The sequence below is a fragment of the Pseudomonas sp. GW101-3H06 genome (assembly GCF_059424605.1).
Map to the genome: position 1 here is coordinate 5379210 of NZ_JBWKZO010000001.1, position 22587 is coordinate 5401796.

The 22587-nt window shown below is 58.8% G+C and carries 18 protein-coding genes and 1 pseudogene; 7 read left to right on the top strand and 12 right to left on the bottom strand.

What is annotated here, in order from left to right:
- Window positions 1-63: 63 nt before the first annotated feature.
- Entirely contained in the window at window positions 64-1200 is a 1137-nt protein-coding gene (locus AC07ZE_RS24665) for an acyl-CoA dehydrogenase family protein (protein ID WP_207267001.1), read from the bottom strand.
- Between the two features lie 220 nt (window positions 1201-1420).
- On the opposite strand from AC07ZE_RS24665, the gene AC07ZE_RS24670 reads away from it, so the two are divergent.
- The 5 genes and pseudogenes from AC07ZE_RS24670 to AC07ZE_RS24690 all read left to right on the top strand — a co-directional run bounded on the left by AC07ZE_RS24670 (window position 1421) and on the right by AC07ZE_RS24690 (window position 7889).
- Complete coding sequence (locus AC07ZE_RS24670) at window positions 1421-2341, top strand: GlxA family transcriptional regulator (RefSeq protein WP_207267888.1); 921 nt, start codon at window positions 1421-1423, stop codon at window positions 2339-2341.
- A gap of 220 nt (window positions 2342-2561) precedes the next feature.
- A pseudogene (locus AC07ZE_RS24675) lies at window positions 2562-4507 on the top strand (flavin monoamine oxidase family protein).
- Between the two features lie 204 nt (window positions 4508-4711).
- Window positions 4712-5599, top strand: coding sequence for a nitrilase family protein (locus tag AC07ZE_RS24680; RefSeq protein ID WP_207267002.1), 888 nt, complete (start codon window positions 4712-4714; stop codon window positions 5597-5599).
- A 17-nt stretch (window positions 5600-5616) separates the two neighbouring features.
- Window positions 5617-6816, top strand: coding sequence for a threonine/serine exporter family protein (locus AC07ZE_RS24685; RefSeq protein ID WP_207267003.1), 1200 nt, complete (start codon window positions 5617-5619; stop codon window positions 6814-6816).
- Between the two features lie 77 nt (window positions 6817-6893).
- A complete protein-coding gene (locus AC07ZE_RS24690) occupies window positions 6894-7889 on the top strand; it encodes an asparaginase (protein ID WP_207267004.1) in 996 nt (331 codons plus the stop codon).
- Window positions 7890-7972: 83 nt separating this feature from the next.
- Here AC07ZE_RS24690 and zapE read toward each other — a convergent pair whose 3' ends face one another.
- From zapE to AC07ZE_RS24705, 3 genes are all read right to left on the bottom strand, one after another.
- The gene (gene zapE / locus AC07ZE_RS24695; protein WP_056853221.1) at window positions 7973-9067 is read right to left on the bottom strand and encodes a cell division protein ZapE; all 1095 of its coding nucleotides are present in this window, start codon (window positions 9065-9067) and stop codon (window positions 7973-7975) included.
- A gap of 90 nt (window positions 9068-9157) precedes the next feature.
- Window positions 9158-10513: a tryptophan--tRNA ligase gene (locus AC07ZE_RS24700; protein WP_207267005.1), complete on the bottom strand. Its 1356-nt coding sequence runs from the start codon at window positions 10511-10513 to the stop codon at window positions 9158-9160.
- Window positions 10514-10537: 24 nt separating this feature from the next.
- Entirely contained in the window at window positions 10538-11167 is a 630-nt protein-coding gene (locus AC07ZE_RS24705) for an alpha/beta hydrolase (protein WP_207267006.1), read from the bottom strand.
- A 144-nt stretch (window positions 11168-11311) separates the two neighbouring features.
- Here AC07ZE_RS24705 and AC07ZE_RS24710 point away from each other — a divergent pair, with 144 nt between their 5' ends.
- Window positions 11312-11746, top strand: coding sequence for a Z-ring associated ZapG family protein (locus AC07ZE_RS24710; RefSeq protein ID WP_047533043.1), 435 nt, complete (start codon window positions 11312-11314; stop codon window positions 11744-11746).
- Window positions 11747-11963: 217 nt separating this feature from the next.
- Here the strand turns inward: AC07ZE_RS24710 and AC07ZE_RS24715 are convergent, their stop codons facing one another.
- The 8 genes from AC07ZE_RS24715 to ehuR all read right to left on the bottom strand — a co-directional run bounded on the left by AC07ZE_RS24715 (window position 11964) and on the right by ehuR (window position 21432).
- A complete protein-coding gene (locus AC07ZE_RS24715) occupies window positions 11964-13349 on the bottom strand; it encodes an aspartate aminotransferase family protein (protein ID WP_207267007.1) in 1386 nt (461 codons plus the stop codon).
- A gap of 23 nt (window positions 13350-13372) precedes the next feature.
- A complete protein-coding gene (locus tag AC07ZE_RS24720; protein ID WP_207267008.1) occupies window positions 13373-14845 on the bottom strand; it encodes an NAD-dependent succinate-semialdehyde dehydrogenase in 1473 nt (490 codons plus the stop codon).
- Between the two features lie 237 nt (window positions 14846-15082).
- Entirely contained in the window at window positions 15083-15544 is a 462-nt protein-coding gene (locus AC07ZE_RS24725; RefSeq protein WP_207267009.1) for an Lrp/AsnC family transcriptional regulator, read from the bottom strand.
- Between the two features lie 135 nt (window positions 15545-15679).
- Window positions 15680-16681, bottom strand: coding sequence for a N(2)-acetyl-L-2,4-diaminobutanoate deacetylase DoeB (doeB, locus tag AC07ZE_RS24730; RefSeq protein ID WP_207267010.1), 1002 nt, complete (start codon window positions 16679-16681; stop codon window positions 15680-15682).
- 3 nt (window positions 16682-16684) lie between these two features.
- Complete coding sequence (doeA, locus tag AC07ZE_RS24735; RefSeq protein WP_207267011.1) at window positions 16685-17875, bottom strand: ectoine hydrolase DoeA; 1191 nt, start codon at window positions 17873-17875, stop codon at window positions 16685-16687.
- Between the two features lie 56 nt (window positions 17876-17931).
- On the bottom strand, window positions 17932-18924 hold the full coding sequence (eutC, locus tag AC07ZE_RS24740) for an ectoine utilization protein EutC (RefSeq protein ID WP_207267012.1): 993 nt from the start codon (window positions 18922-18924) through the stop codon (window positions 17932-17934).
- Between the two features lie 35 nt (window positions 18925-18959).
- Window positions 18960-19931, bottom strand: coding sequence for a hydroxyectoine utilization dehydratase EutB (gene eutB, locus AC07ZE_RS24745; protein WP_207267013.1), 972 nt, complete (start codon window positions 19929-19931; stop codon window positions 18960-18962).
- A 106-nt stretch (window positions 19932-20037) separates the two neighbouring features.
- Window positions 20038-21432 (bottom strand): MocR-like ectoine utilization transcription factor EhuR, encoded by a 1395-nt coding sequence (gene ehuR / locus AC07ZE_RS24750; RefSeq protein ID WP_207267014.1) that lies wholly within the window; start codon window positions 21430-21432, stop codon window positions 20038-20040.
- Between the two features lie 291 nt (window positions 21433-21723).
- Between ehuR and ehuB the strand changes: the two genes are divergently transcribed.
- On the top strand, window positions 21724-22581 hold the full coding sequence (gene ehuB, locus AC07ZE_RS24755) for an ectoine/hydroxyectoine ABC transporter substrate-binding protein EhuB (RefSeq protein ID WP_207267015.1): 858 nt from the start codon (window positions 21724-21726) through the stop codon (window positions 22579-22581).
- Window positions 22582-22587: the final 6 nt, after the last annotated feature.

A 22587-nucleotide genomic window follows, 5' to 3' on the forward strand; every position in this document is an offset into this window, starting at 1 on the left:
AGGAACCCATCTGACCTGTGGGAGCGAGCCCGCTCGCGAAAACGATCTAACAGCTACTGCAAATCAAAGCGAGCGCGCAATGATCTCCTTCATGATTTCATTGGTCCCGGCATAAATCCGCTGCACCCGCGCATCCGCCCACGCCCGGGCAATCGGGTATTCCCACATGAACCCGTAGCCGCCGTGCAACTGCACACACTCATCGAGCACCTTGCATTGCAGGTCCGTCCCCCAGTACTTGGCCATCGCCGCCGTGGGCACGTCGAGCTTACCTTGCAGGTGCAGTTCCAGGCAGCGATCGACAAAGACCCGACCGATCTGAATTTCGGTCGCCATCTCAGCCAATTTGAAACGGGTGTTCTGGAAATCGGCAATGGCCTTGCCGAATGCCTTGCGTTCGCGGGTGTAATCCAGCGTCCATTGCAACGCCGCTTCGGCTGAAGCCAGGCCACCGATGGCCACGGTGAGACGCTCCTGAGGCAATTCCTGCATCAGGTAGGCGAACCCCATCCCGGCCTGGCCCAGCAAGTTTTCCTTGGGCACCCGCACGTCCTGGAAGAACAGCTCCGACGTGTCCTGGGCCTTCATGCCGACCTTCTCCAGGCGCTTGCCCTTGTCGAAGCCCGGCGTATCGGCCTCCACCAGAAACAGGCTGGTACCCTTAGCGCCCGCCGTCGGATCGGTCTTGGCCACGACAATCACCAGGTCAGCGAGATAGCCGTTGGTGATGAAGGTTTTCGAGCCGTTGATCACATACTCGTCGCCATCCAGCACCGCAGTGGTCTTCACGCCTTGCAGATCGGAACCGGCTCCCGGTTCGGTCATAGCGATGGCGGTGACCATCTCCCCGGAAACCAGTTTCGGCAGGTATTTGTGTTTCAACGTTTCACTGCCGTAATGCAGGATGTACGGCGCAACGATGTCCGAATGCAGGGAGAAACCGATGCCGGTGAGCCCCAGTCGCCCCACTTCTTCGATCACCACTGCGCTGTAGAGAAAGTCCGCCCCCAGCCCGCCGTATTCTTCCGGCAGATGCGAGCACAACATCCCCGCCTCCCCTGCCTTGTTCCAGAGTTTGCGGTCGATATAGCCTTGTTTTTCCCATTGCCCATGGAACGGCACGGCCTCCTTTTCGAGGAACGTTCGCACGCTGTCGCGAAAAAGTTCGTGCTCGGAACTGAACAAGGTTCTGGGGATCATGCGGCACCTGTCGTTATTTTTAGAAGAGATTGACCTTCAGAGACTAAGCCCCGCGTCCGATACAGGACACTGGACACATCCGACAAAAAATAAGACGATCCAGCCGTCTGGTGACCACTTTCCCCTATAAGAATAAAGTTGAATTATGTCTAACCAAGCCTCCACGCCCCTGCGGCGCGTCAGCATCCTGGCCATCGACCGGGTTTTCGCTTCCACCCTCATGCAAGCCAAGGATTTCTTCCACCTCGCCAGCCTGCGCTATGGCAAACAACTGGGCCACGGCCTGGTCCCGGCCTTCGAAACCCGGCTGGTCAGCCCCGACGGCAAACCGGTGAACAGTTTCAGCGATGTGATCATGCCGGTGGACGGCGGGCTGGAAAATGCTGACATCATCGTCATTCCCGCATTCTGGGACGACTTCGAAACCCTGTGCCAACGCTACCCGCAAGTCCTGCCCTGGCTGCGCCAGCAACACGCCCGCGGCGCGGTACTGTGTGGCGAGGCCACCGGGGTGTTCTGGCTGGCCGAGGCCGGGTTGCTCGACGGCAAGGAAGCGACCACCTACTGGCGTTTCTTCAATGCCTTCGCCGAACGCTTTCCACGGGTTCACCTCAATCAGGACAAACACCTGACCGACGCCGACAACCTGTACTGCGCGGGCGGCACCACCTCGGCGTGTGATCTGTACATTTACCTGATCGAGCGTTTCTGCGGCGCCAATGTGTCCCAGGCCGTGGCCCGGGATATTCTCTATGAAGTGCAGCGCAGCTACTCGCCGGGACGTATCGGCTTCGGTGGACAGAAACTGCACCAGGACGTGATCATCCTGCAGATCCAGCACTGGCTCGAAGAACACTTCGCCGACAAGTTCCGCTTCGAAGACGTCGCCCGGGAACACGGCATGAGCATCCGCAACTTCATGCGCCGCTTCCAGACCGCCACCGGCGACAAACCGCTGCACTACCTGCAACGCCTGCGCATCGAAACCGCCAAGGGCCTGCTGTCCGGCAGCCGCAAGAGCATCAAGACCATCAGCTATGAAGTAGGTTATGACGATGCGAGTTTCTTTGCCCGGCTGTTCCGCCAACATACTGAACTGTCGCCCAACCAGTATCGGCAGCAGTTTCAGCAAGCGGCGTAGCACTTTAAGTAAACACAACTCCCACAGAGGTTGTGGTGAGCCAAACAGAGCGTACAAAAAAGGCCTGCAATGCAGGCCTTCTTATTTCAGGTTTCTTTTTCCTACGTAATAAATCGAATTCAGTGTGCTGTAGAACCGAAATTTGCTCATATTCGCACATCGCCCAAAACTCCAAGCTGTTTCCCTGCAAATACCATCAGTTAATCAGGGAAGATCAACAGTGACTATCGGATCAAGCTACAACTACCCTTCATATGTATCCCGCGATGGCGCTCGAACGAAGCGCTCGACTGCAAACAAATGGGCAGCACGTTTCCCGAATCCACCAGACTTGTGCTTTGACTATCGAATGCTGGTCGAACAGGAAAATGGCATTGCAAGGGCAACTGACCCACAGCACAGTATCTGCATCATCGGCGCCGGGGTGACAGGACTGACTGCCGCTAGAGAACTTTATCGTTGCGGCTTCACCAATATCACCCTAATCGAACAATCCAGACGTATAGGCGGCAGGCACCTGACCGTTCCTGGCAGTCGAAACGCCACAGCGGCTCATACACCGTTTGAAATGGGCGCCATGCGGATGCCCTTCTTCAACCGGGCGGACGAGGCACCGACAGAAGGCCGTTCGCTGATGGCGTACTACGCCAAAACGTTTGACCTGGTGTTATCCGACTTTGCCAACCCCGGAAGCCAATGGGTCAGCTCGACAGGCATCTATCTTCGCGAAGGCAGTGTGGGCGGTGGATCGGCACCGCAAATGTTGATCTGGAAAAACCAGGATGGCTTGACCCCTCCTCCCGGCGAAGAACTTCAAAAGGTCTACGCCAAGTGGAAAGCCTTTGCCGATCGTATGACCCGGCACGTCGCCGAGGTTTACGCCAGCCCCGAATGGGAGGCGATGTGGGCCGCAATCGTCGACAAGTATCAGAGTGTTTCATTTCGAGATCTGGTCAGTATGCCGGCCTTGCAAGCCTGGGACAGAGGGTCGCCCGGTGATTTTGGCGGGATGGGCATGTCCGCCGAGGAGTCGGCTATTTTCTATGCGATAGGCATCGGTGATGGCAGCTGGGGAGCCTTTTATGATGTTTGTTCCCTATATCCCTTGCGTACGGCCATTTTTGGATTCAGCAGCCAACTGCAACTGATACATGGTCGGGTGGACCCAAAGGGCAACCCGCTGGACTCTCCCCACTTGAACAGCGAAAGCGTTTTTGACTCGATGGGGCTGAGTTTCGACAGACCTCGCTACGTTGGGCTCGCTGCTTTGGATGAATGCCTGATGTTCATGGACATCGACCAAACCGGCAAGTCCGTCTATGAATACAGCCGCGAAAGGAACAACGGGCTACTCACCGACTCATCAGTTACCAAACTTAAGAAATTGAGTAACCAAAAAACACGGGTGTACTTCAATTGGAAACACAGCCAACCCGAACAAACTCAAGAGCGCTTCGATGATTTTGATTCGGTCATCGTAACGCTCCCTTCCTGGCTGATCGAAACTCGGATCAAGCTCGATAATTTCAATCAGGAGATGCTGCCATTCGAGACAATCAATGCCTACAAAACGGCGCACTGGGAAACCAGCTGCAAGGTTTTCGCGCCGTTAAAAAATCATTTCTTTCGACAAACACCAAAATCCCGCAAGCCATTGTCACCGACAGTTTTATCCATGATGTTTACACCTACCGTTACAATGATAATTACAGCTATGACTGCATCCTTCTAAGTTACACATGGGAGGACGATGCCACCAAACTTGCCACTTTCACCGATAAAGAACTGGTAAGCAAATGCGCTAAAGAGCTGGATCGCATCCTCATGAACGCAACCAATATCCAGGAAAGGATTTCCCCTTATATCGGTATTGATCAAGCTGTAGTCCAACGATGGATAACCGATAAAAACGCCTTGGGTTGTGCAAAATTATACCGACCTGGCACCTACTACGATGCCGTCGGCCTGATGAAGTACAACCGGGACTTTGCGCATCTATCAGGTTTGTATTTGTCCGGTGAATCATTTTCCGTCGATGCCGGCTGGACGGAGCCGTGTTTTCGCGGAGCCATCGATGCGGTCATTCATATCTGCAACAAAACCGATGCGTCCTTCAATGGCGGGTTTTCCATGAGTGATTACCCGCACTACCAACTCAAAATCTGACTGCATCCCCCATTTCAGAGCCATGGACATTATCCATGGCTCCTCTTTCCGTTCCTACACAGTGCAGCCGATCATCTCGCTCATCCATCTTGGGAAATGGACTACGAGCTAGAAGGAAGCAGCTGACTTTCGCAAAGTTCCCGACTCCCCTCTTATAACGACGTCATTAAACAGCGTGTAAAACAATAAGAAGAGGTCGTTAGAATGAGCGAGCCAACAAGCCCAGTTCGTGTAGCAGTCGTGCAATTCGATCCACAAGTCGGCATCGAAAAATGTGAAGGTAACCTGCGTCGCAGCCTGGAATTCGCACTTGAAGCGGTAAACGGCGGTGCGAATCTCATCGTTCTGCCCGAGCTCTCCAATACCGGCTATTTCTTCAGCAATCGACAGGACGCTTTCGCCCATGCAGAGCCTGTTCCCGACGGGCCAAGCGTGCAGGCCTGGAGCGAATTCGCCCGCAAGTACAACGTTTACCTCGTAGCCGGCCTGGTGGAGCGCGACGGCATGCGGCTCTTCAACACCGGCGTTCTGCTGGGTCCCGACGGATTCATCGGTAAATACCGTAAAGCCCACCTGTGGAACCTGGAAAAGCTCTGGTTTACACCGGGAGATTCGGGCTTCCCGGTTTTTGAAACCCCCATTGGCCGCATCGGACTGTTGATCTGCTGGGACATCTGGTTCCCGGAGGTCCCGCGAATCCTCAGCCAGCAAGGCGCGGACATCATTTGCAGCCTGAACAACTGGGTCTGGACACCGCCGCCGCTCTTCGATGATGCCGGTAAGTGCATGGCTTCCTATTTGACGATGACTGCCGCTCACGTCAACAACGTGTTTATCGCCGCCGCCAGCCGGATCGGCGAGGAGCGCGGCGCGCGCTACCTAGGTTGCTCGTTGATAGCCGGGACCAATGGCTGGCCCATGGGTGCCGTGGCTTCGGCGGACAAGCAGGAAATCCTGTTTGCCGATATCGACCTGACCAGCTCCCGCAGTGCGCCCATCTGGAACAATCTGAACGACCTGCATCGCGATCGCCGAGCCGATCTTTACGATCAGATGCTCGGCTATACCCAGCATTCCTGCCTCCCGCGCTGATTCAGGGAGCAGAACTTATGGAAATCACATCCGACAAAGCACAGCCAGTCCGCAGAACACCATTTGATACAGCAGTCGCCTTGCTGATGGTCGGCGCGACGTTGTTGATTATTTGGCTTTCATTCACTAACCGTTCCTTATGGTCCGCTCATTGGCCGAGTTACAGCGACATGGTGTCGGGGCTACCCGAGCCAAGTGCCTGGTTGCGCTGGGTGCTGGGCGACATCAGTGAAGTGGCTTTCTACAAACACGAGTTCGCCTCGATCGGTCTTTTGGCGGGGGCCTATTTGGCTTATTGGGCGAACAGAACAGCAAGATCCTGGCAAGGATTTGCCATTTCCTATGGGACTGGATTGTGGCCGTGGCTGATCACCAGTTCGTTGCTCGGGCTGCTGCTGAGTAACTTGATGTGGGGCTGGACGGTGACTGCTGATAGCTGGCAACCCACGTTTGCCGCGTTCGTCTCCCTGCCTGCGGCGATGGTGCTGATGTTTGGCGGTGGCTGGAAAGTCACCCTCAACGGCGCAATCATGGGGGCTGTATTCGTCACTCCGATGTGTTTGCTGATCGTCAACTACGTGTGTAACCCATTGGCCTTGCCAGCAGTGATCGGCAATGTGCTGGGCATGGCGGTTGCCAGCGTCGTGGCGTTTCTGCTCTGCCGCTACTGTCCGAGCCTGGTGAGGTCCGGGCAATCCGAGACGCCCCCCGTCCCCACGCCCGCCCCTGTTATCAAGGTTCCCGACTATGGCGTTGTCTGGACCATGCGTCGGGTTTTGGCGGACTTTTCTGAAGCACCGTTCTTTGGCAACGAGCTGGCCAGTCTGGGCTTGTTAGTAGGTGCATTGCTGGCGTACGGCTTGAATCCCCTGAGCCCGGCGTACGGGTCGGACCTGCTGCTGCATATCATTGGTGCACAGGCATTGACCTCGGCCATCGGTGTGCTGATCTGGCGTCGACAATGGATGATGTGCGGCTGGTACCCCACCTACATCCCTCTGGTATCAGTGGTGCCCGCTGCGATCCTGGCCTATGGGGGCAGTTGGCAGATCATCATTTCCAGCGCGCTGCTGGGAGCATTGCTCGCACCACCTCTGGCGAGTGCGATTGCCAAAAGATTACCGGTCGACATGCACGCCTACATCGCCAATGTCCTGTCGATGGCAATCAGCACGTTACTCATCGTCCCTCTGATCGGGTACCTGATAGCGAACTGATGCACTCCGCCATTTGGCTGCATCGCGACCTGAAACCCGATGCAGCCTCTTTTCATCACAAACAAGCGAGGTATGACATGGACCTGCCCAAACTGGCCATCGCGGCGCTCGGCGGCACAGTTAGCATGCAAGCAAGGCATGCCGGTGAAGGTGTAATCCCGACCGTCAGCGGTGAAGCTCTGCTGGCCTCCATACCGGAGCTGACGACGCTAGCCCGGGTGACCGTAGAAACCCTCGGCATGCTGCCCAGTGCTTCTCTGGATTTCGATTTTTTGCTGAGAGTGCTGTCCTGGGCGAAGTTTCAGGTCGAACAAGGCGCCGACGGTGTCGTGGTCATTCAAGGGACCGACACACTCGAAGAAGCCGCAGTGTTCTTTGATTACTTGTGGCCCCATGACATCCCCTTGGTACTGACGGGTGCCATGCGTTCGGCAGCACAGCCGGGGGCCGACGGCCCGGCGAATCTGCTGGATGCCTGCCGCGTCGCCCTGGCGCAGAGCAGCAGACAACGTGGTGTTCAGGTGGTGATGAACGGACAGATTCATCAAGCCTGTAGCGTACGTAAAGTGGACTCACTGGCGTTGCAGGCGTTTTCCTCTCCGATCGTCGGACCCGCAGGCCTGTTGCTGGAAAACCATGTTCGCTACCTGCACCCACCGCGACCACGCACGGTTTTGCCCTGGCCGCAACAGACCACACAGAAGGTTGCGATGCTTGAGACATCACTTTCAGCCGACACCCTGCTACTGGAGAATATCCTTGCACTTGGTTACGACGGGCTGGTGATTGGTGGTTTCGGCGCCGGCCATGTCTCGCAGAGTTGGGCGACGGTGATTGAGCACCTTTGCGAACGCATCCCTGTGATCATTGCGACCCGAACCGGTTCCGGCTCCACCGCATTTGCCTCTTACGGCTTTAGTGGCGGTGAGATGGATTTAATCCGCAAGGGCGCGTGGATGGCGGGCTTTCTTTGTCCGCGCAAGGCAAGAATTCTGCTGTGGTTGCTTCTTGGCTGCCAACGACAAGATGAGTTGGCGCGGTATCTCGGCAGTGGTATCGATCCTCAACACTGACACAAAGCCCGCTCCCACAGGGGATCTTCAGCGCATAAAAAAGGGCCTGCAAATGCAGGCCCTTTTTTATGCGCTGAACCGTGTTACGGCTTGTGCGCCCGAGACAGGAATTCGTGGGACTGCATTTCCAGCAGACGACTGAGCGTGCGCTGGAACTCGAAGTTCAGGCGTCCGCCGGTGTAGAGATCCTTGAGCTCGACTTCAGCAGAAATGATCAGTTTCACGTTGCGGTCGTAGAACTCGTCGACCATGTTGATGAAGCGCCGGGCAATGTCGTCTGTGGTGACGCTCATCTGCTCGACACCGCTGAGCAGCACGGCGTGGAAGATCTTGCCCAATTCGATGTAGTCGTTCTGGCTGCGCGGGCCGTCGCAGAGTTCGCGGAACTCGAACCAGGCCACGTCATCGCAAGTGCGCAAGGCGCGGATTTCGCGGTTCTCGATCATCAGCACATCGTTTTCGATCGCTGCGGTGCATTCCGGCGTCAGCGCGCGGAAGCTTTTGCGCAGGCTTTCGTGGGACGCTTCGTCGAGCGGGAAATGGAACAGTTCGGCCTGCTCGAGGTGACGCAGACGATAATCGACGCCGCTGTCGACGTTGACGATCTCGGTGTTCTGCTTGATCAGCGCAATGGCGGGCAGGAAGCGCGCGCGTTGCAGGCCGTCCTTGTACAGGCCGTCCGGCACGATGTTCGAAGTGGCGACCAGGGTTACACCGTTCTTGAACAACTCTTCCATCAGCGTGCCGAGGATCATGGCGTCGGTGATATCGGAGACGAAGAACTCATCGAAGCAGATCACCCGGGCTTCGGTGGCGAAGCGCTTGGCGATGATGGTCAGCGGGTTTTTCTCTCCGCCCAGGGTCTTCATTTCTTCGTGCACGCGCTTCATGAAGCGGTGGAAGTGAGTACGGGACTTTTCCTTGAACGGCAGCGCTTCGAAGAAGGTGTCGACCAGGTAAGTCTTGCCGCGACCTACACCGCCCCAGAAGTACAGGCCCTTGACCGGCGTCTGATCCTTCTTGCCAAACAGTTTGCCCAGCAGGCCCGGTTTGTTCTGCTCGGCCGCGACCAGGTCGTCGTACAGGCGCTGCAAATGACGCACAGCCGTTTCCTGCGCGGCGTCATGGAAGAATTCCGGGCGTTTCAGATCAGCTTGATATCGTTCTAGGGGCGTCATAATTCGTTAGCAAGGCAACAAAAACGGGCCGACACTGTAGCGATGGCCCGTGGGAATGGCAATCGGCCCTTGGTAGGACCGAGCCGTGGATTATTCCTGAACCGGCGTCAGAGCGATTCGCAACGCCTCTACCGCAGCGTCCCGAGCGGCGCTGTCAGCGAACGCGGGGCTATCGGCAACGCACTCGCCTTCCAGCCAGACGCTGAAGCTCAGGTCCTCATTGCGCACGTCCAGAGCCTGACCCGATTGCAGTTGCTTGGTCACTTGCCCGGCGGTTTTGCCATCGGCGAAGTTGCGCGACAGCAGCAGTTGCTCGCCATCGGCGGCCAGCAGGCGGAAGCGGAAACTGCCATCGTCTTCGCGGAAGCTGACAAAGCGCGCGGCCTTCGCGGCTTTCTTCTTGGTGGTGGTCGCCACCTGCGCCTGGGCAACGAAAGAACGCAGGCCAACAGCCTCGCGCAGTTCGTTGAGGAACGGAGTCGCCACCGCACGGGCCTTTTTCGCACCGTGTTGCAGGATGTCTTCCAGATCCGCCGGGCGCTCGATCAACTGGTGATAACGTTCGCGAGACTCACCCAATTCATTGTCCAGCAATTGGAACAGGCGATTCTTCGCCTCACCCCAACCCAGGCCCTGCAACAATTCGCTGCGGAACTCGTCGGATTGTTCCACAGTGGCAAATGCCTGGAACAGGGTGAACAAGTGCGAATTGTCCGGATCTTTCGCTTCGCCCGGTGCGCGGGAGTCGGTGACGATCCGCGAAATCGCGTCCTTCATCTCTTTGGCGCTGCTGAACAGCGGAATGGTGTTGTCGTAGCTCTTCGACATCTTGCGACCGTCGAGGCCCGGCAGCGTGGCCACGCTTTCTTCGATCAATGCCTCGGGCATGGTGAAGAACTCTTTGCCCCGGCCAAACAGATGGTTGAAGCGCTGGCCGATGTCCCGCGCCATTTCCACGTGCTGGATCTGGTCACGACCGACCGGCACCTTGTGCGCGTTGAACATCAGGATGTCCGCAGCCATCAGCACCGGGTAACTGTACAGCCCCATGGTAATGCCGGCGTCCGGGTCTTCGCCGGTCTCGACGTTCTTGTCCACCGAAGCCTTGTAGGCGTGGGCGCGATTGAGCAGGCCCTTGGCCGCGACACAGGTCAACAGCCAGGTCAGCTCGGGGATTTCCGGGATGTCGGACTGGCGGTAGAAGGTCACGCGGTCCACATCCAGGCCACCGGCCAGCCAGGTCGCGGCGATTTCCAGGCGCGAGCGCTGGATGCGCAGCGGGTCATCGCATTTGATCAGGGCGTGGTAGTCGGCCAGGAAATAGAACGAATCGGCATTGCTGTCACGGCTGGCGACGATCGCCGGGCGGATGGCACCGGCGTAGTTGCCCAGGTGCGGCGTGCCGGTGGTGGTGATGCCGGTAAGGATACGGGTACGAGTCGTCATGGGTAATCGCTTGTCAGACTGCAATCAATTCGAGAGACGCGGCAGGATCAGATCCTTGAGATCAGTCAGCTTGCCATGAAAAAAGTGTCCGCATTCTGCCACTTTCAGCAGCTCATGGGGACGTTCGAGCTTGTCGGACCACTGGTAAACGACTTGCGGATCGATGACTTCGTCAGTTTCCGGCTGGATCAGGGTCAGTTCGCCGAGTTGCGGCAGTTGATCCTGATCCCCCAGGCGCATGACCGCCGGCGCGACCATGAACAGGTGTTTGAGCTGTTCGCCTTGCGCTTCCAGGCGTCCGCCGAGACTTGCTGCAACAAAACCGCCGAAGGAAAAACCGAACAGGGTCAGGGGCAAGTCAGGGTGTCTGGCCCGAAACCACTCGGCCACGGCCTGGGCATCATCGACTTCGCCGGTGCCCATGTCGTGGGAGCCTTCGCTGGCACCGACGCCACGGTAGTTGAAACGCAGCGTGATCAAACCGGCATCGCGAGCGGTGCGCTGCAAGGTCGAGACCACTTTATTGAGCATGGTGCCGCCCTGCACCGGGTTCGGATGGCAGATCAGCGCCAGGCCGCGCGGCTGCTCATTGTCCAGGTAAAGTGCTTCCAATTGCCCGACCGGGCCATCAATCACTACAGGGGTTTCACGCATAAGCAAGGAAGGAACTCCGTGACCTCGAATCGGGTCGACTCGTCTAGCAAATTGTCTGTAGCTGTCCATTGCGAGTGAATCGCGGTATACAGCGCAGGTTCGAGCCGTTAACGTAAAGCAAAGCCGTTTATAGAGGAAGGACTCGTGGAACACTCGCTCTTAGTTTGGTTGTTGCCGACTCTTGCCCTGGTTGTGGGTGTCGCCATTGGATTCCTGATCGCTCGCCTTGCGCCGAATGCCGCGCCTAGCAGCACGCAACGTCAGCTGGACGATATTCAGGAACGTTTCGACAGTTATCAGAACGAGGTGGTGACCCACTTCAACAGCACTGCGACACTGGTCAAGAAACTGACTCAGAGCTATCAGGAAGTGCAGGATCATCTCGCCGAGGGTGCCAACCGCCTGGCCCTGGACGAGCAGACCCGCCAACGCTTGCTGGCCTCCCTGCACGCCGACGCGGCGCAAGCTCCACGGGAACGCCTGACGCCACCGCGCAATCAGGAACCACCGCGCGACTACGCCCCCAAAGCCCCGAACGCCCCGGGCATGCTCGATGAGCATTATGGCCTGAAGAAGTAATTAGACTTCGTACCAATAAAAAGCCCCCGGACGAGTGATTGTCCGGGGGCCTTTTGTTTCTGAGCCAGTACCGATGGTGTCTGTCAGGGTCCCTTCGCGAGCAAGCCCGCTCCCACAGATGACCGAGGTTTGTCAGACACATGCAGTCCAATGTGGGAGCGCGCTTGCTCGCGAAGGGGGCGGAATCAGCACTGCAAAATGCTCAGACTGATAGCACTCAGCCCAACACCTCACTCGCTACCTGATCAATCGCCCCCTTGGTGATATCGACAATCAGATCCGCCTCTGCCTCAGTGAGGATCAGCGGCGGAGCGAAGCCCAGGATGTCGCCATGGGGCATCGCCCGGGCAATCATGCCGCGCTCAAGGCACGCTGCCGAAACTTTCGGCCCAACCTTCATTGCCGCATCGAACGGGGTGCGTTGCTCGCGATCAGCCATGAACTCGACCGCTGCCAGCATGCCGTCACCACGCACTTCGCCCACCAACGGATGCCCTTCGAGGGTTTCGCGCAGTCGACGATTGAGGTAGCCGCCGACCTTCTCGGCGTTCTCGGTCAGGTTTTCCCGCTCAAGAATATCGAGGTTGGCCAACGCTGCCGCTGCGCAGATCGGATGTCCCGAATAGGTCCAGCCGTGGCCCATCGCCCCCTGGGATTGGGAGGCTTTTTCGATCACGTCCCAGACCTTTTCGCCGACGATCACCGCCGACAACGGTGCATAGGCACTGGTCAGGCCTTTGGCCGTGGTGATCAGGTCTGGACGCATGCCGTAGCGCTGGCTGCCCATCTTCGAACCGAGGCGACCGAAGGCGCAGACCACTTCGTCGGCGATCAACAGCACGTCGTATTTGTTCAGAACTGCCTGGATCGCCGCCCAATAACCGGCCGGCGGCACGATGATGCCGCCCGTGCCCATCAACGGCTCGCCAATGAACGCGGCAACGGTGTCCGGGCCTTCGGCAAGGATCATTTTTTCCAGCTCGTCGGCGCAGTAACGTACGAACGCCGTTTCATCCATGCCGGTCGGCGCCTTGCGGTACCAGTGTGGGCACACGGTGTGCTTGATGCCTTCGGCCGGCAGGTCGAAATGCTGGTGAAAGCTTGGCAGACCGGTCAGGCTGCCGGTCATGATGCCCGAGCCGTGGTAACCGCGGTCGCGGGAGATGATTTTCTTCTTTTGCGGCCGCCCCAGCACGTTGTTGTAGTAACGCACCAGTTTGATCTGGGTTTCGTTGGCATCGGAACCGGACAGGCCGTAATAGACCTTTTTCATGCCTTCAGGAGCCCAGTCCATGATGCGACTCGACAGCTCGATGATCGCTTCGCTCGAGTGGCCCATGTAGGTGTGGTAGTAAGCCAGCTCCTTGGCCTGCTTGTAGATCGCATCGGCAACTTCGGTACGGCCGTAGCCGATGTTGACGCAATACAGCCCGGCGAAAGCGTCGATCAATTCGCGACCCTCATGATCGCGAATGCGGATACCCGAGGCCCCCTTGATGATGCGTCCCTTGAGCGCCCCGCTGGCGTGATCGTGGGCGTGGGTCGAAGGGTGCATGAAATGCGCGCGGTCTTGTTCGAACAGCGTATCGAATTCTTGATTCATGGCATGTCTCCTGAGAACTGGCCTTAGAACTGGCCTTGATGGTGCAGGCAGAAGTATTTGGTTTCGACAAAGGCTTCGAAGCCTTCGGTGCCGCCCTCGCGGCCAAGCCCCGAGGCTTTCATGCCACCGAACGGGATCGGATGGCCGGTGAACTTCACGCCGTTGACCGCGACCATCGCGTGATCGAGACGACGAATCAGTGGATAAATCAGGTCCAGGCGATTGGAACAAATGTAGGCGGCCAGGCCGTATTCGGTGTCATTGGCCATCTCGACGGCCTGATCAAGGGTGTCGAATGGCATCACCCCGGCAATTGGCGCGAAGTTTTCTTCACGGTAGATGCGCATTTGAGGTGTGACATCGGCCAGCACTGTCGGTTGGTAGAACAAGCCGCCCAGGGCATGGGCCTCGCCGCCGACCAATCGTTGTGCGCCTTGTTGCAGGGCATCGGCCACACGCTCGGCAGTGACATCGAATGCCGCCTGGTGCATCAACGGCCCGATGTCGACGTTTTGTTCCTGCTCGTTCACCAGCGCCGGTCCGACGCGCAACTCACGCACCGCCGCTGCAAAGCGCTCGAGAAACTGCGGATAGATCGAGCGTTCGACCATGATCCGATTGGCCGCGCAGCAATCCTGGCCGGAGGTCTGAAACTTGGCCTGCACCGCGATTCTCACCGCCAGCGACAGATCGGCATCGGCGCAGACGATAAACGGCGCGTTACCGCCGAGTTCAAGCGAAACCTTTTTCACATCCCGGGCCGCCGCTTGCAGGACCAGCTTACCGACGCGGGTCGAGCCGGTGAAACTGACCGAACGCACGCGGCTGTCCTGTACCAGGGTTTGCATGGCCATTTGCGGATCGCCCAGCACCACGTTGAATACACCGGCCGGAAAGCCTGCCTCCTCCGCCAGTTGCGCCAGGGCGAACGCCGAGTAAGGCGTTTCGTGCGCCGGTTTGATGACAACCGTGCAACCAGCGGCCAATGCCGCTGCCGCCTTGCGGGTGATCATCGCCGACGGAAAATTCCACGGCGTCAGTAACGCGCAGACGCCGACCGGTTCCTTGAACGTGCCCAGGTGCGCGCCCGGAATGTGGCTGGGAATGTTCTGCCCGTACAGACGTCGTGCCTCTTCGGCGAACCAGGGAATGAAACTCGCCGCGTAGGCAATTTCGCCCCGGGATTCGGCCAGGGGCTTGCCTTGTTCCAGGCTGAGAATCCGCGCCAGGTCTTCCTGGTGCTCGAGAATCAATGCCGCCCAGCGCCGCAGGATCGCTGCGCGGGCATCCAGGCTTTGTTCGCGCCAGCCGGCAAACGCACGGTGCGCGGCGCCGATGGCGGCGACGATTTGTGGCTGGTCGAGCATGGGTACATGGCCGATCAATTTGCGGTCGGCCGGGTTGTGCACGGCAATGCTGTGTCCACTGTCGCTGTGGACCCAATGGCCATCGACGTAACAAAGGGCCTTGAACAGCAGTGGATGTTTGTAAGTCATGGCGTTCACTCCAATCCGTTTGCGTGAATCCATGCTAGGGCAGCTAGGCCTGAAGAAATTGGGGTTTGACCGGGGTGCGGCAGGTGGTTTTTTCTGATTGGGTGGGGGTGAACAGCTGATTTTTGCGGTGCAGGGATTCAACTGTAGGAGCGAGCTTGCTCGCGAAAAACCTTAGCGCTTCGCGGGGCGTCAGGTTTCACGCGTTACCGTTGACGACCATCGCGAGCAAGCTCGCTCCTACAACGGCAAGGCGCCGGCGGTCTTGATGGTTTTGGTGACGATGTAGGTGAAGTAGCGTTCGATGCCCAGGTCGTCGAGCAATAACTGGTCGATAAAGCGCTGGTAATGGTCGATGTCCGGTGTCTGGATCATTGCCATGTAATCGACACCGCCACCGGTGGCATAACAGAACGCGACTTCGGCAGCCTCGTTCATGCGTTGTTCGAAACGCCGCATATCCTGTGCGGTATGTCGGGCCAAGGTGATTTCCACCAGCACCTGCTGACACTTGAACACCGCGCTCCAGTCGATCTGCGCCCTGTAGCCCTTGATCAAGCCCAGGGTTTCGAGTTTGCGTACCCGTTCCCACGCCGGCGTTACCGAAAGGTTGATGGCCTCCGCCAGGCTCGACTTGGTGATACGCCCGTCTTCGGAGAGGATCCTCAGGATTTTCAGGTCATAGCGATCAAGTTTATGCATGGGGCCTGCGATCTCTGAATATTAGGAATAACCCTGTGGGAGCGGGCTTGCTCGCGAATGCAGTGTGCCAGTTAACACAAATGCTGAATGCCACACCGCATTCGCAAGCAAGCCCGCTCCCACAGGTGTTCTGTGTCAGGTCAATACATCGGCGATGACCGCAAGAGTATCGCCACATTGCACCAAACCGGGAAAATGCCGTGCCGCCAACAAGCCACTGCGCGCCGCGCGATATTCAACCGGGGCCACGCCGCTGCGGGTGGCGTCGTAAACGCGGGCGATGACTTCGCCCTTGCTCACGGTGTCGCCCAGATCACGGCACATTTCCAGCAAACCATCGTGCTCACTGGCGATGAAGCAATCGCCATCGGGCATGTCGAGCATGATCGATTCCGATGCCTGCACCTCGCCCTCAAGAATCCCGGCATGCACCAGCAAATTGCGCACTCCGCGCTCGGCAATCGCCACGCTGCGCGCACTCGACGACCCGCCACCGCCCAATTCGGTGGTGACGAACACCTTGCCCTGGCGCTCGGCGGCGGTGTCGTACATCGCCCCGGCATCCAGCTCCAGCATGCGCATGCTGTACGGCGCATTGAACGCGCGCATGCCGGCCTCGCATTGCGCTTGCTGGTTTTTATCCGGCAGCACATGGCAGGCAGCGAAAGGCAGGAAGTCCAGGGTGCGGCCACCGGAATGAATGTCCAGCACGATATCCGCCAGCGGCAACAACGTTCGGGTGAAGTAATCGGCGATCTTCTCGGTCACCGTGCCGTCCGGTTTGCCGGGAAAGCTGCGATTGAGGTTGCCCTTGTCGATCGGAGAGGTGCGGCGCCCGGCATGGAACGCCGGAGTGTTCATGAACGGCACGATAATCACCCGACCAGTGACCTGCGCGGCCGTCAGGCCATGGGCCAGTTTGCTCAACGCCACCGGCCCTTCGTACTCGTCACCATGGTTACCGCCGGTCAGGAGCGCGGTCGGTCCTTGACCACGCTGAACCACCGTGACCGGAATCATCACCGCTCCCCAGGCCGAATCGTCCCGGGAGTACGGCAATTTGAGAAACCCGTGCTGCACGCCTTCACGGGTGAAATCCACCGTGGCGCTGATCGGGTTGTCAGGCAATTCGTTCATGGCTCAATCCTTCACGAACAGTTGGCGTGGCACGTTGCACAGGGTTTCGACGCCGGTTTCGGTGATCAGAATGCTTTCGGTGATTTCCAGCCCCCAATCATCCATCCACAGGCCCGGCATGAAGTGGAAGGTCATGCCAGGCTGCAACACGCTGGTGTCGCCGGGACGCAGGCTCATGGTGCGCTCGCCCCAATCCGGCGGATAACTGATACCGATCGGGTAGCCGCAACGGCTGTCCTTGTGGATACCGAATTTCTCCAGCACCTTGAAAAACGCCACGGCGATGTCACCCGTGGTATTGCCCGGCTTGGCTGCGTCGAGCCCGGCGGCGATGCCTTCGACCACAGCTTTTTCGCCGTCGAGAAAATGCGGCGGCGGTTTGCCCAGGTACACCGTGCGCGATAGCGGGCAGTGATAACGCTTGTAGCACCCAGCGATTTCAAAGAAGGTGCCGGCGCCCTTCTGGAACGGCGAATCGTCCCAGGTCAAGTGCGGTGCGCTGGCATCGGCCCCCGTTGGCAGTAACGGCACAATGGCCGGGTAATCGCCGCCATGTCCGTCAGCACCGAGAATGCCGCTGCTGTAGATTTCCGCCACCAGTTCATTTTTGCGCATGCCCGGTTCGATCCGTTCGAGGATTCGTCCGTGCATGTTTTCGACGATGCGCGCGGCGATGCGCATGTAGACGATTTCTTGCGGGGACTTGACCGCCCGCTGCCAGTTCACCAGCCCGACCGCGTCGATCAGTTTGGCCTTGGGCAGGTTTTTCTGCAGTGACAGGTAGGCTGCGGCGCTGAAGTAATAGTTGTCCATTTCCACGCCGAGGGTCAGTGCATCCCAGCCGCGGGCCGTGATGACCTCCCGCGACAGGTAGTCCATCGGGTGACGTTCCCGGGACTGCACGTAGATGTCCGGGTAACCGACGATATTTTCCTGCTGCATGAATACCGTGCGTTTTGCGCCGTTGGCATCCTGCCCGCGACCGAACCATACCGGCTCGCCGTCAAGGGCAAGCAGCACGCATTGGTGGACGTAGAACGACCAACCGTCATAGCCGGTCAGCCACGCCATATTCGACGGATCGGTGACCAGCAACAACTCGATGCCCTGCGCCTGCATGGCCACTCGCACCTTTGCCAGACGCTGAGCGTATTCCTCCCGTTCGAATGGAAGATTGACGACTATCTGAGACATGCATCTGCCCTCTTAGAGATCAAGCGTGATAAATGACGCACGGATGAAAAAACGGTTTAGCTTGCGAACTGCAATCCCTTGCCCGCCGAACGCGCGCGCTCGAATGCCAGATTGGCCATGGCCGTATCCTGGGCGCCGGTGCCGGTGAGGTCGCACAAGGTGACTTGCGCAGGGTCGCTGCGACCGGGACGCTGGCCCGCCAGCACCTGACCCAGCTCTGCGAAGTTCGATTCGTCGGTGATGGCTCCTGCCACGAGGGCGTGGTGCAACTCGCCGAGGACGCGGGTCTGGCTCAGGCGATCGGCCACGTAGCGATCGACTTGCGCCAGGACCTGGGGGGAGATTTCATTCTTGTGTTCTGCGTCAGACCCCATGGCGGTAATGTGCAAACCGGGACGCAAGTGACGTACATCTATGAGCGGCTCGCGACTTGGCGTGCATGTGATCGCGATGTCCACATCGGCCATGGCCTCGTCGATGCTCGCGCAAGGCATCACCGCCAGGCCGCTGTCGCGGGCCAGTTCGATACAGAACGCCTCAGCCTTGGCACGGTCGCGCGCCCAGACACGAACCTGGGTGATCGGCCGCACCAGTCGTAGCGCCTGAAGTTGCAACGCCGCTTGTTCACCGGCGCCGATCAGCGCCACGCTGCGGCTGTCGGCCCGCGATAGCGCACGCGCCGCCACCGCTCCCGCCGCCGCGGTGCGAACGGCAGTCAGGTAGCCATTGTCCAGCAGCAAGGCATCCAGCAGTCCGGTGCGTGCCGAGAGCAGCATCATCATGCCGTTGAGGCTCGGCAGTCCGAGTTTCGGGTTGTCGAAAAACCCCGGGCTGACCTTGATCGCAAAACGCTCCAGACCTGGCAGATAAGCGGTTTTTACGTCCACTTCGCCGTTGTGCTCGGGGATGTCCAGACGCAGTATCGGCGGCATCGCCACGGCGGCGGTGGCCAGTAGCACGAAGGCCTGTTCGATGGCTTCGATGCTCGGCAGATCCAGCGCCACGCAAGCGCGCAGATCCGTTTCGCTCAATAGGGTGACTTCACTCATCAACGCGGCACTCCGTTCAGTCGTTATTGTTGGTTTCACGCATCCGCGCCGGCGAGGACGCGCAAGTGCTGATCGATATCGACGTTGCGCCCGCTGACCACCACCACAATCGGTCCGCGCGGCTCGATCAGGCCATCGAGCAACGCGGCGATCCCGACCGCCGCCGCGCCCTCCAGTACCAACCGCTCTTCGCGGTAGGCGTGGCGCAGGGCGTTGGCGATTGAGGTTTCGCTGAGCAGGTGCAATTGATCGCAGAGGTCGCGGGTCATGTGGAAGGTGTAACGGTTGTCCAGGCCGATGCCACCGCCGAGGGAATCGGCCAGGGTCGGCAGTTCTTCGACTTCCAGCGGGTGCCCCGCCGCCAGGCTGGCGTGCATCGCCGCGCCACGCTGCATGCTGATGCCGTGGGTGACAATCTGCGGGTTGGCCCGTTTGATCGCCAACGCTACGCCAGCAAACAGACCGCCACCGGACAACGGCACCAGTACTTGAGCGACGTCCGGTTGCTGTTCAAGGATTTCCAGGCCGAGGGTGCCCTGACCGGCGATGATTGCCGGGTGATCGAACGGCGGCAGCAGCGTCGCACCTTGCTCACGGGCAATCCGCTCGGCTTCGCGCTGGGCGTCATCCTGGGATTGGCCGACGATGCACACTTGGGCACCGAGATCGCGAATGGCCTGGACCTTGTTGGCCGGCACCAGGTGCGACAGGCAAATCGTCGCTTTCACGCCTTGCCGGAACGCGGCGTACGCCAGGGCACGGCCGTGGTTGCCGGTCGATGCCGCCACCACGCCACGGGCCTTTTCTTCGACACCGAGTTGCGCCACCGCATTGCTCGCACCGCGCAATTTGAAACTGCCAGTGATTTGTTGGGATTCGAGCTTGAGATAAACCGCCACCCCTACTCGCCGGGACAGACTGGGCGAATACTCCATGGGTGTGCGCCGCACCAGCGAGTCAATGCGTTGGCGGGCCAGATAGATATCGTTTAGTTGCAGCGCTGACATGACCGCATCCCGTTGAAGTGTTGGGCGCAGTCTAAGAGGGCTCGATTGTCGCGATGAATGTACTAGGGCAATTTAGTCGACAAACTTTTCAGGGCACTTTCCCGGGTCAGAAATCATGGATTTGCGGGTATTGGCCGAAGATCTCGCGCATGCCCATTAACGCTTCACGCATCTCCTGATCACTGCATTCGGCGCCGACACACACACGGACCGCCCGGGGCCGGGGCGTGCCGCGTACCGTAAACGGATCGGGTGAAGTGACTGCAATATGCTTGTGGCGCAGCGCCCGCACCAGGCTGTCGAGCTCCCAATGCGGCGGTATCCCGATCCAGGCATTCAAAGCATGAGGATGCTGGCCAAGCAGGTATTCGCCCAGGTATTCGCTGACCATCGCCTGGCGTCCACCCAATAGCTTGCGTTGCAGGCCCACCAGCGTGTCGGCGCGACCATCGCGTATCCAGCGCGCTGCAATTTCCGAGACCAGCGGCGTGGCCATCCAGCTGTTGACCCGCAATATGCTTTCAGTGCGCAAGGCCAGCCGCTTGGGCATCACCAGATAACCGATGCGCAGGCCGGTCAGCACCGATTTGGTCATGCTGGTGCAATAGAACGACAGCTCCGGCAGGTAGTGGCTGATCGGCGGGGCACGACGCTCATCCAGCAGCGGGCCGTATACGTCGTCCTCAATGATATGCACACCGAAACGCCGGGCTATGTCGGCGATTTCACGCCGGCGGCTGTCCGGCATCAGGCTGGTGGTCGGATTGTTCAGGTTCGGTGTACAGACCAGTGCAGTGACGCGTTCATTGCTGCACATGTCTTCGAAATGCTCTGGATCAATACCGTGGCGATCCATCTCCAGGCCTTTGAGCGTGAAGCCCAGTACCTGGGAATTACCGATGACACCGTGATCGGTGACCCCCTCACACAGCACCACATCGTCGGGGCCGGCCAGTGAAGCCAGCGCAAGGAAAATGCCATGGGCCGCACCATTGGTGATCAGGATGTCATCACGCTCGACCTTCAGGCCCTGGCGCCCGATCCAGTGCATCGCCGCCTCACGGTGTGATTCGAAACCGGCGATAGGGCGAAACGCGTGGATCCACGGTTGATCCTCTTCGGTACTCATCTCACGGCAGGTCTCGCGCCAGAACTGGTCATGTTCGCGGGTGTGCATGATCCGGGTGATGGAGAAATCCACCAGCGCCCGCTCGGGGCTGTCGAGAATGTAGGTGGCCACACGGTCGCTCATGCGCCGCGACACGAAGCTGCCGCGCCCCACTTCGCAGCGCACCAGGCCCTGACGCTCCAGCTCCTTATAGGCATTGGTCACCGTCTGCACGCTGATGCCCATGGCGTCGGCAACATTGCGTTGCGGTGGCAGACGCTGATCGTTGGCCAGGACACCCTGCTCGATATCGTCGGCAATCGCCTGTACCAGAATCTTGTATTTGGACTCGCCGCTACGGGCGATTTCCAGTGCTGCTTTCCACTTGTCCATCGGCGCTAAACCCGCGTGCATGCCAGTGCCGACAGCATCCCGCGAGAATCCGTGCAAAGCAATTGTCCTAGTGCAATGCAATGTTGCACAGGGCTTTTGTATGCTCGGTCCAAGGTCGATGCACAGGCTACTTGTCCAGCCTCCAACAACAACCAATCGATCTGTACCGGAACTGTGCCCCCAAGCTTCGGCTCAACAGGAAACGGCTCTCGTACGCTTTGCTCTTGTCACACTGCCTCCTACCACAGAGCCGTCCAACGACGGGTCCACAAGAAACAGGAGATTTTATCGATGAGCAATTCCTTTCCCGGCACTCCCCATGTTTTACGCCGCTTGTTCGTGGCTTGCGCGATGCTGGGCCTGGCCGCCAGTGCCCACGCCGCTACCACGCTGGAAACCATCAAACAAAACAGCAGCATCCGTATCGGTTATGCCAACGAAACCCCGTTCGCTTTTACCGAAACCGATGGTCGCGTGACCGGTGAATCGCCGGAAATCGCAAAAGCTATCTTCGCCAGGATGGGCATCAAAGAAGTCGACGGCGTCCTGACCGAATGGGGCTCGTTGATCCCGGGTCTGCGTGCCGGTCGTTTCGACGTGATTGCCGCAGGCATGTACATCACCCCGGAACGCTGCAAACAGGTGTTGTTCACGGACCCTCAGTACCAGTTACCGGACGCATTGCTGACCGCCAAAGGCAACCCGAAGAACCTGCACAGTTATGAAGACATCGCCAAAAACCCGGATGTGAAGTTGGCGATCATGGCCGGCACGGTCAACCTGAAATATGCGCGGGACTCCGGCGTGAAGGATGCACAAATCCTCCAGGTACCGGACACCACCGCTCAATTGCAAGCCGTGCGCGCCGGCCGTGCCGATGCGGCGGTGGGCACTCAACTGACCATGAAAGGCCTGGCTGCCAAGGGCGGCGACAAGGTCCAGGCCGTGATCGAGTTCAAGGACGACCCGTCGCACACCGGTTACGGCGCCCTCGCCTTCCGCCCGGAAGACAAGGACCTGCGTGACGCGGTGAACGCCGAACTGAAAAAGTGGCTGGGCTCTGAAGAACACCTGAAAACGGTCGCACCGTTCGGCTTCGACAAATCCAACGTGACAAGCAAAACGGCTGCCGAGCTCTGCGCTCAATAGTCGAAA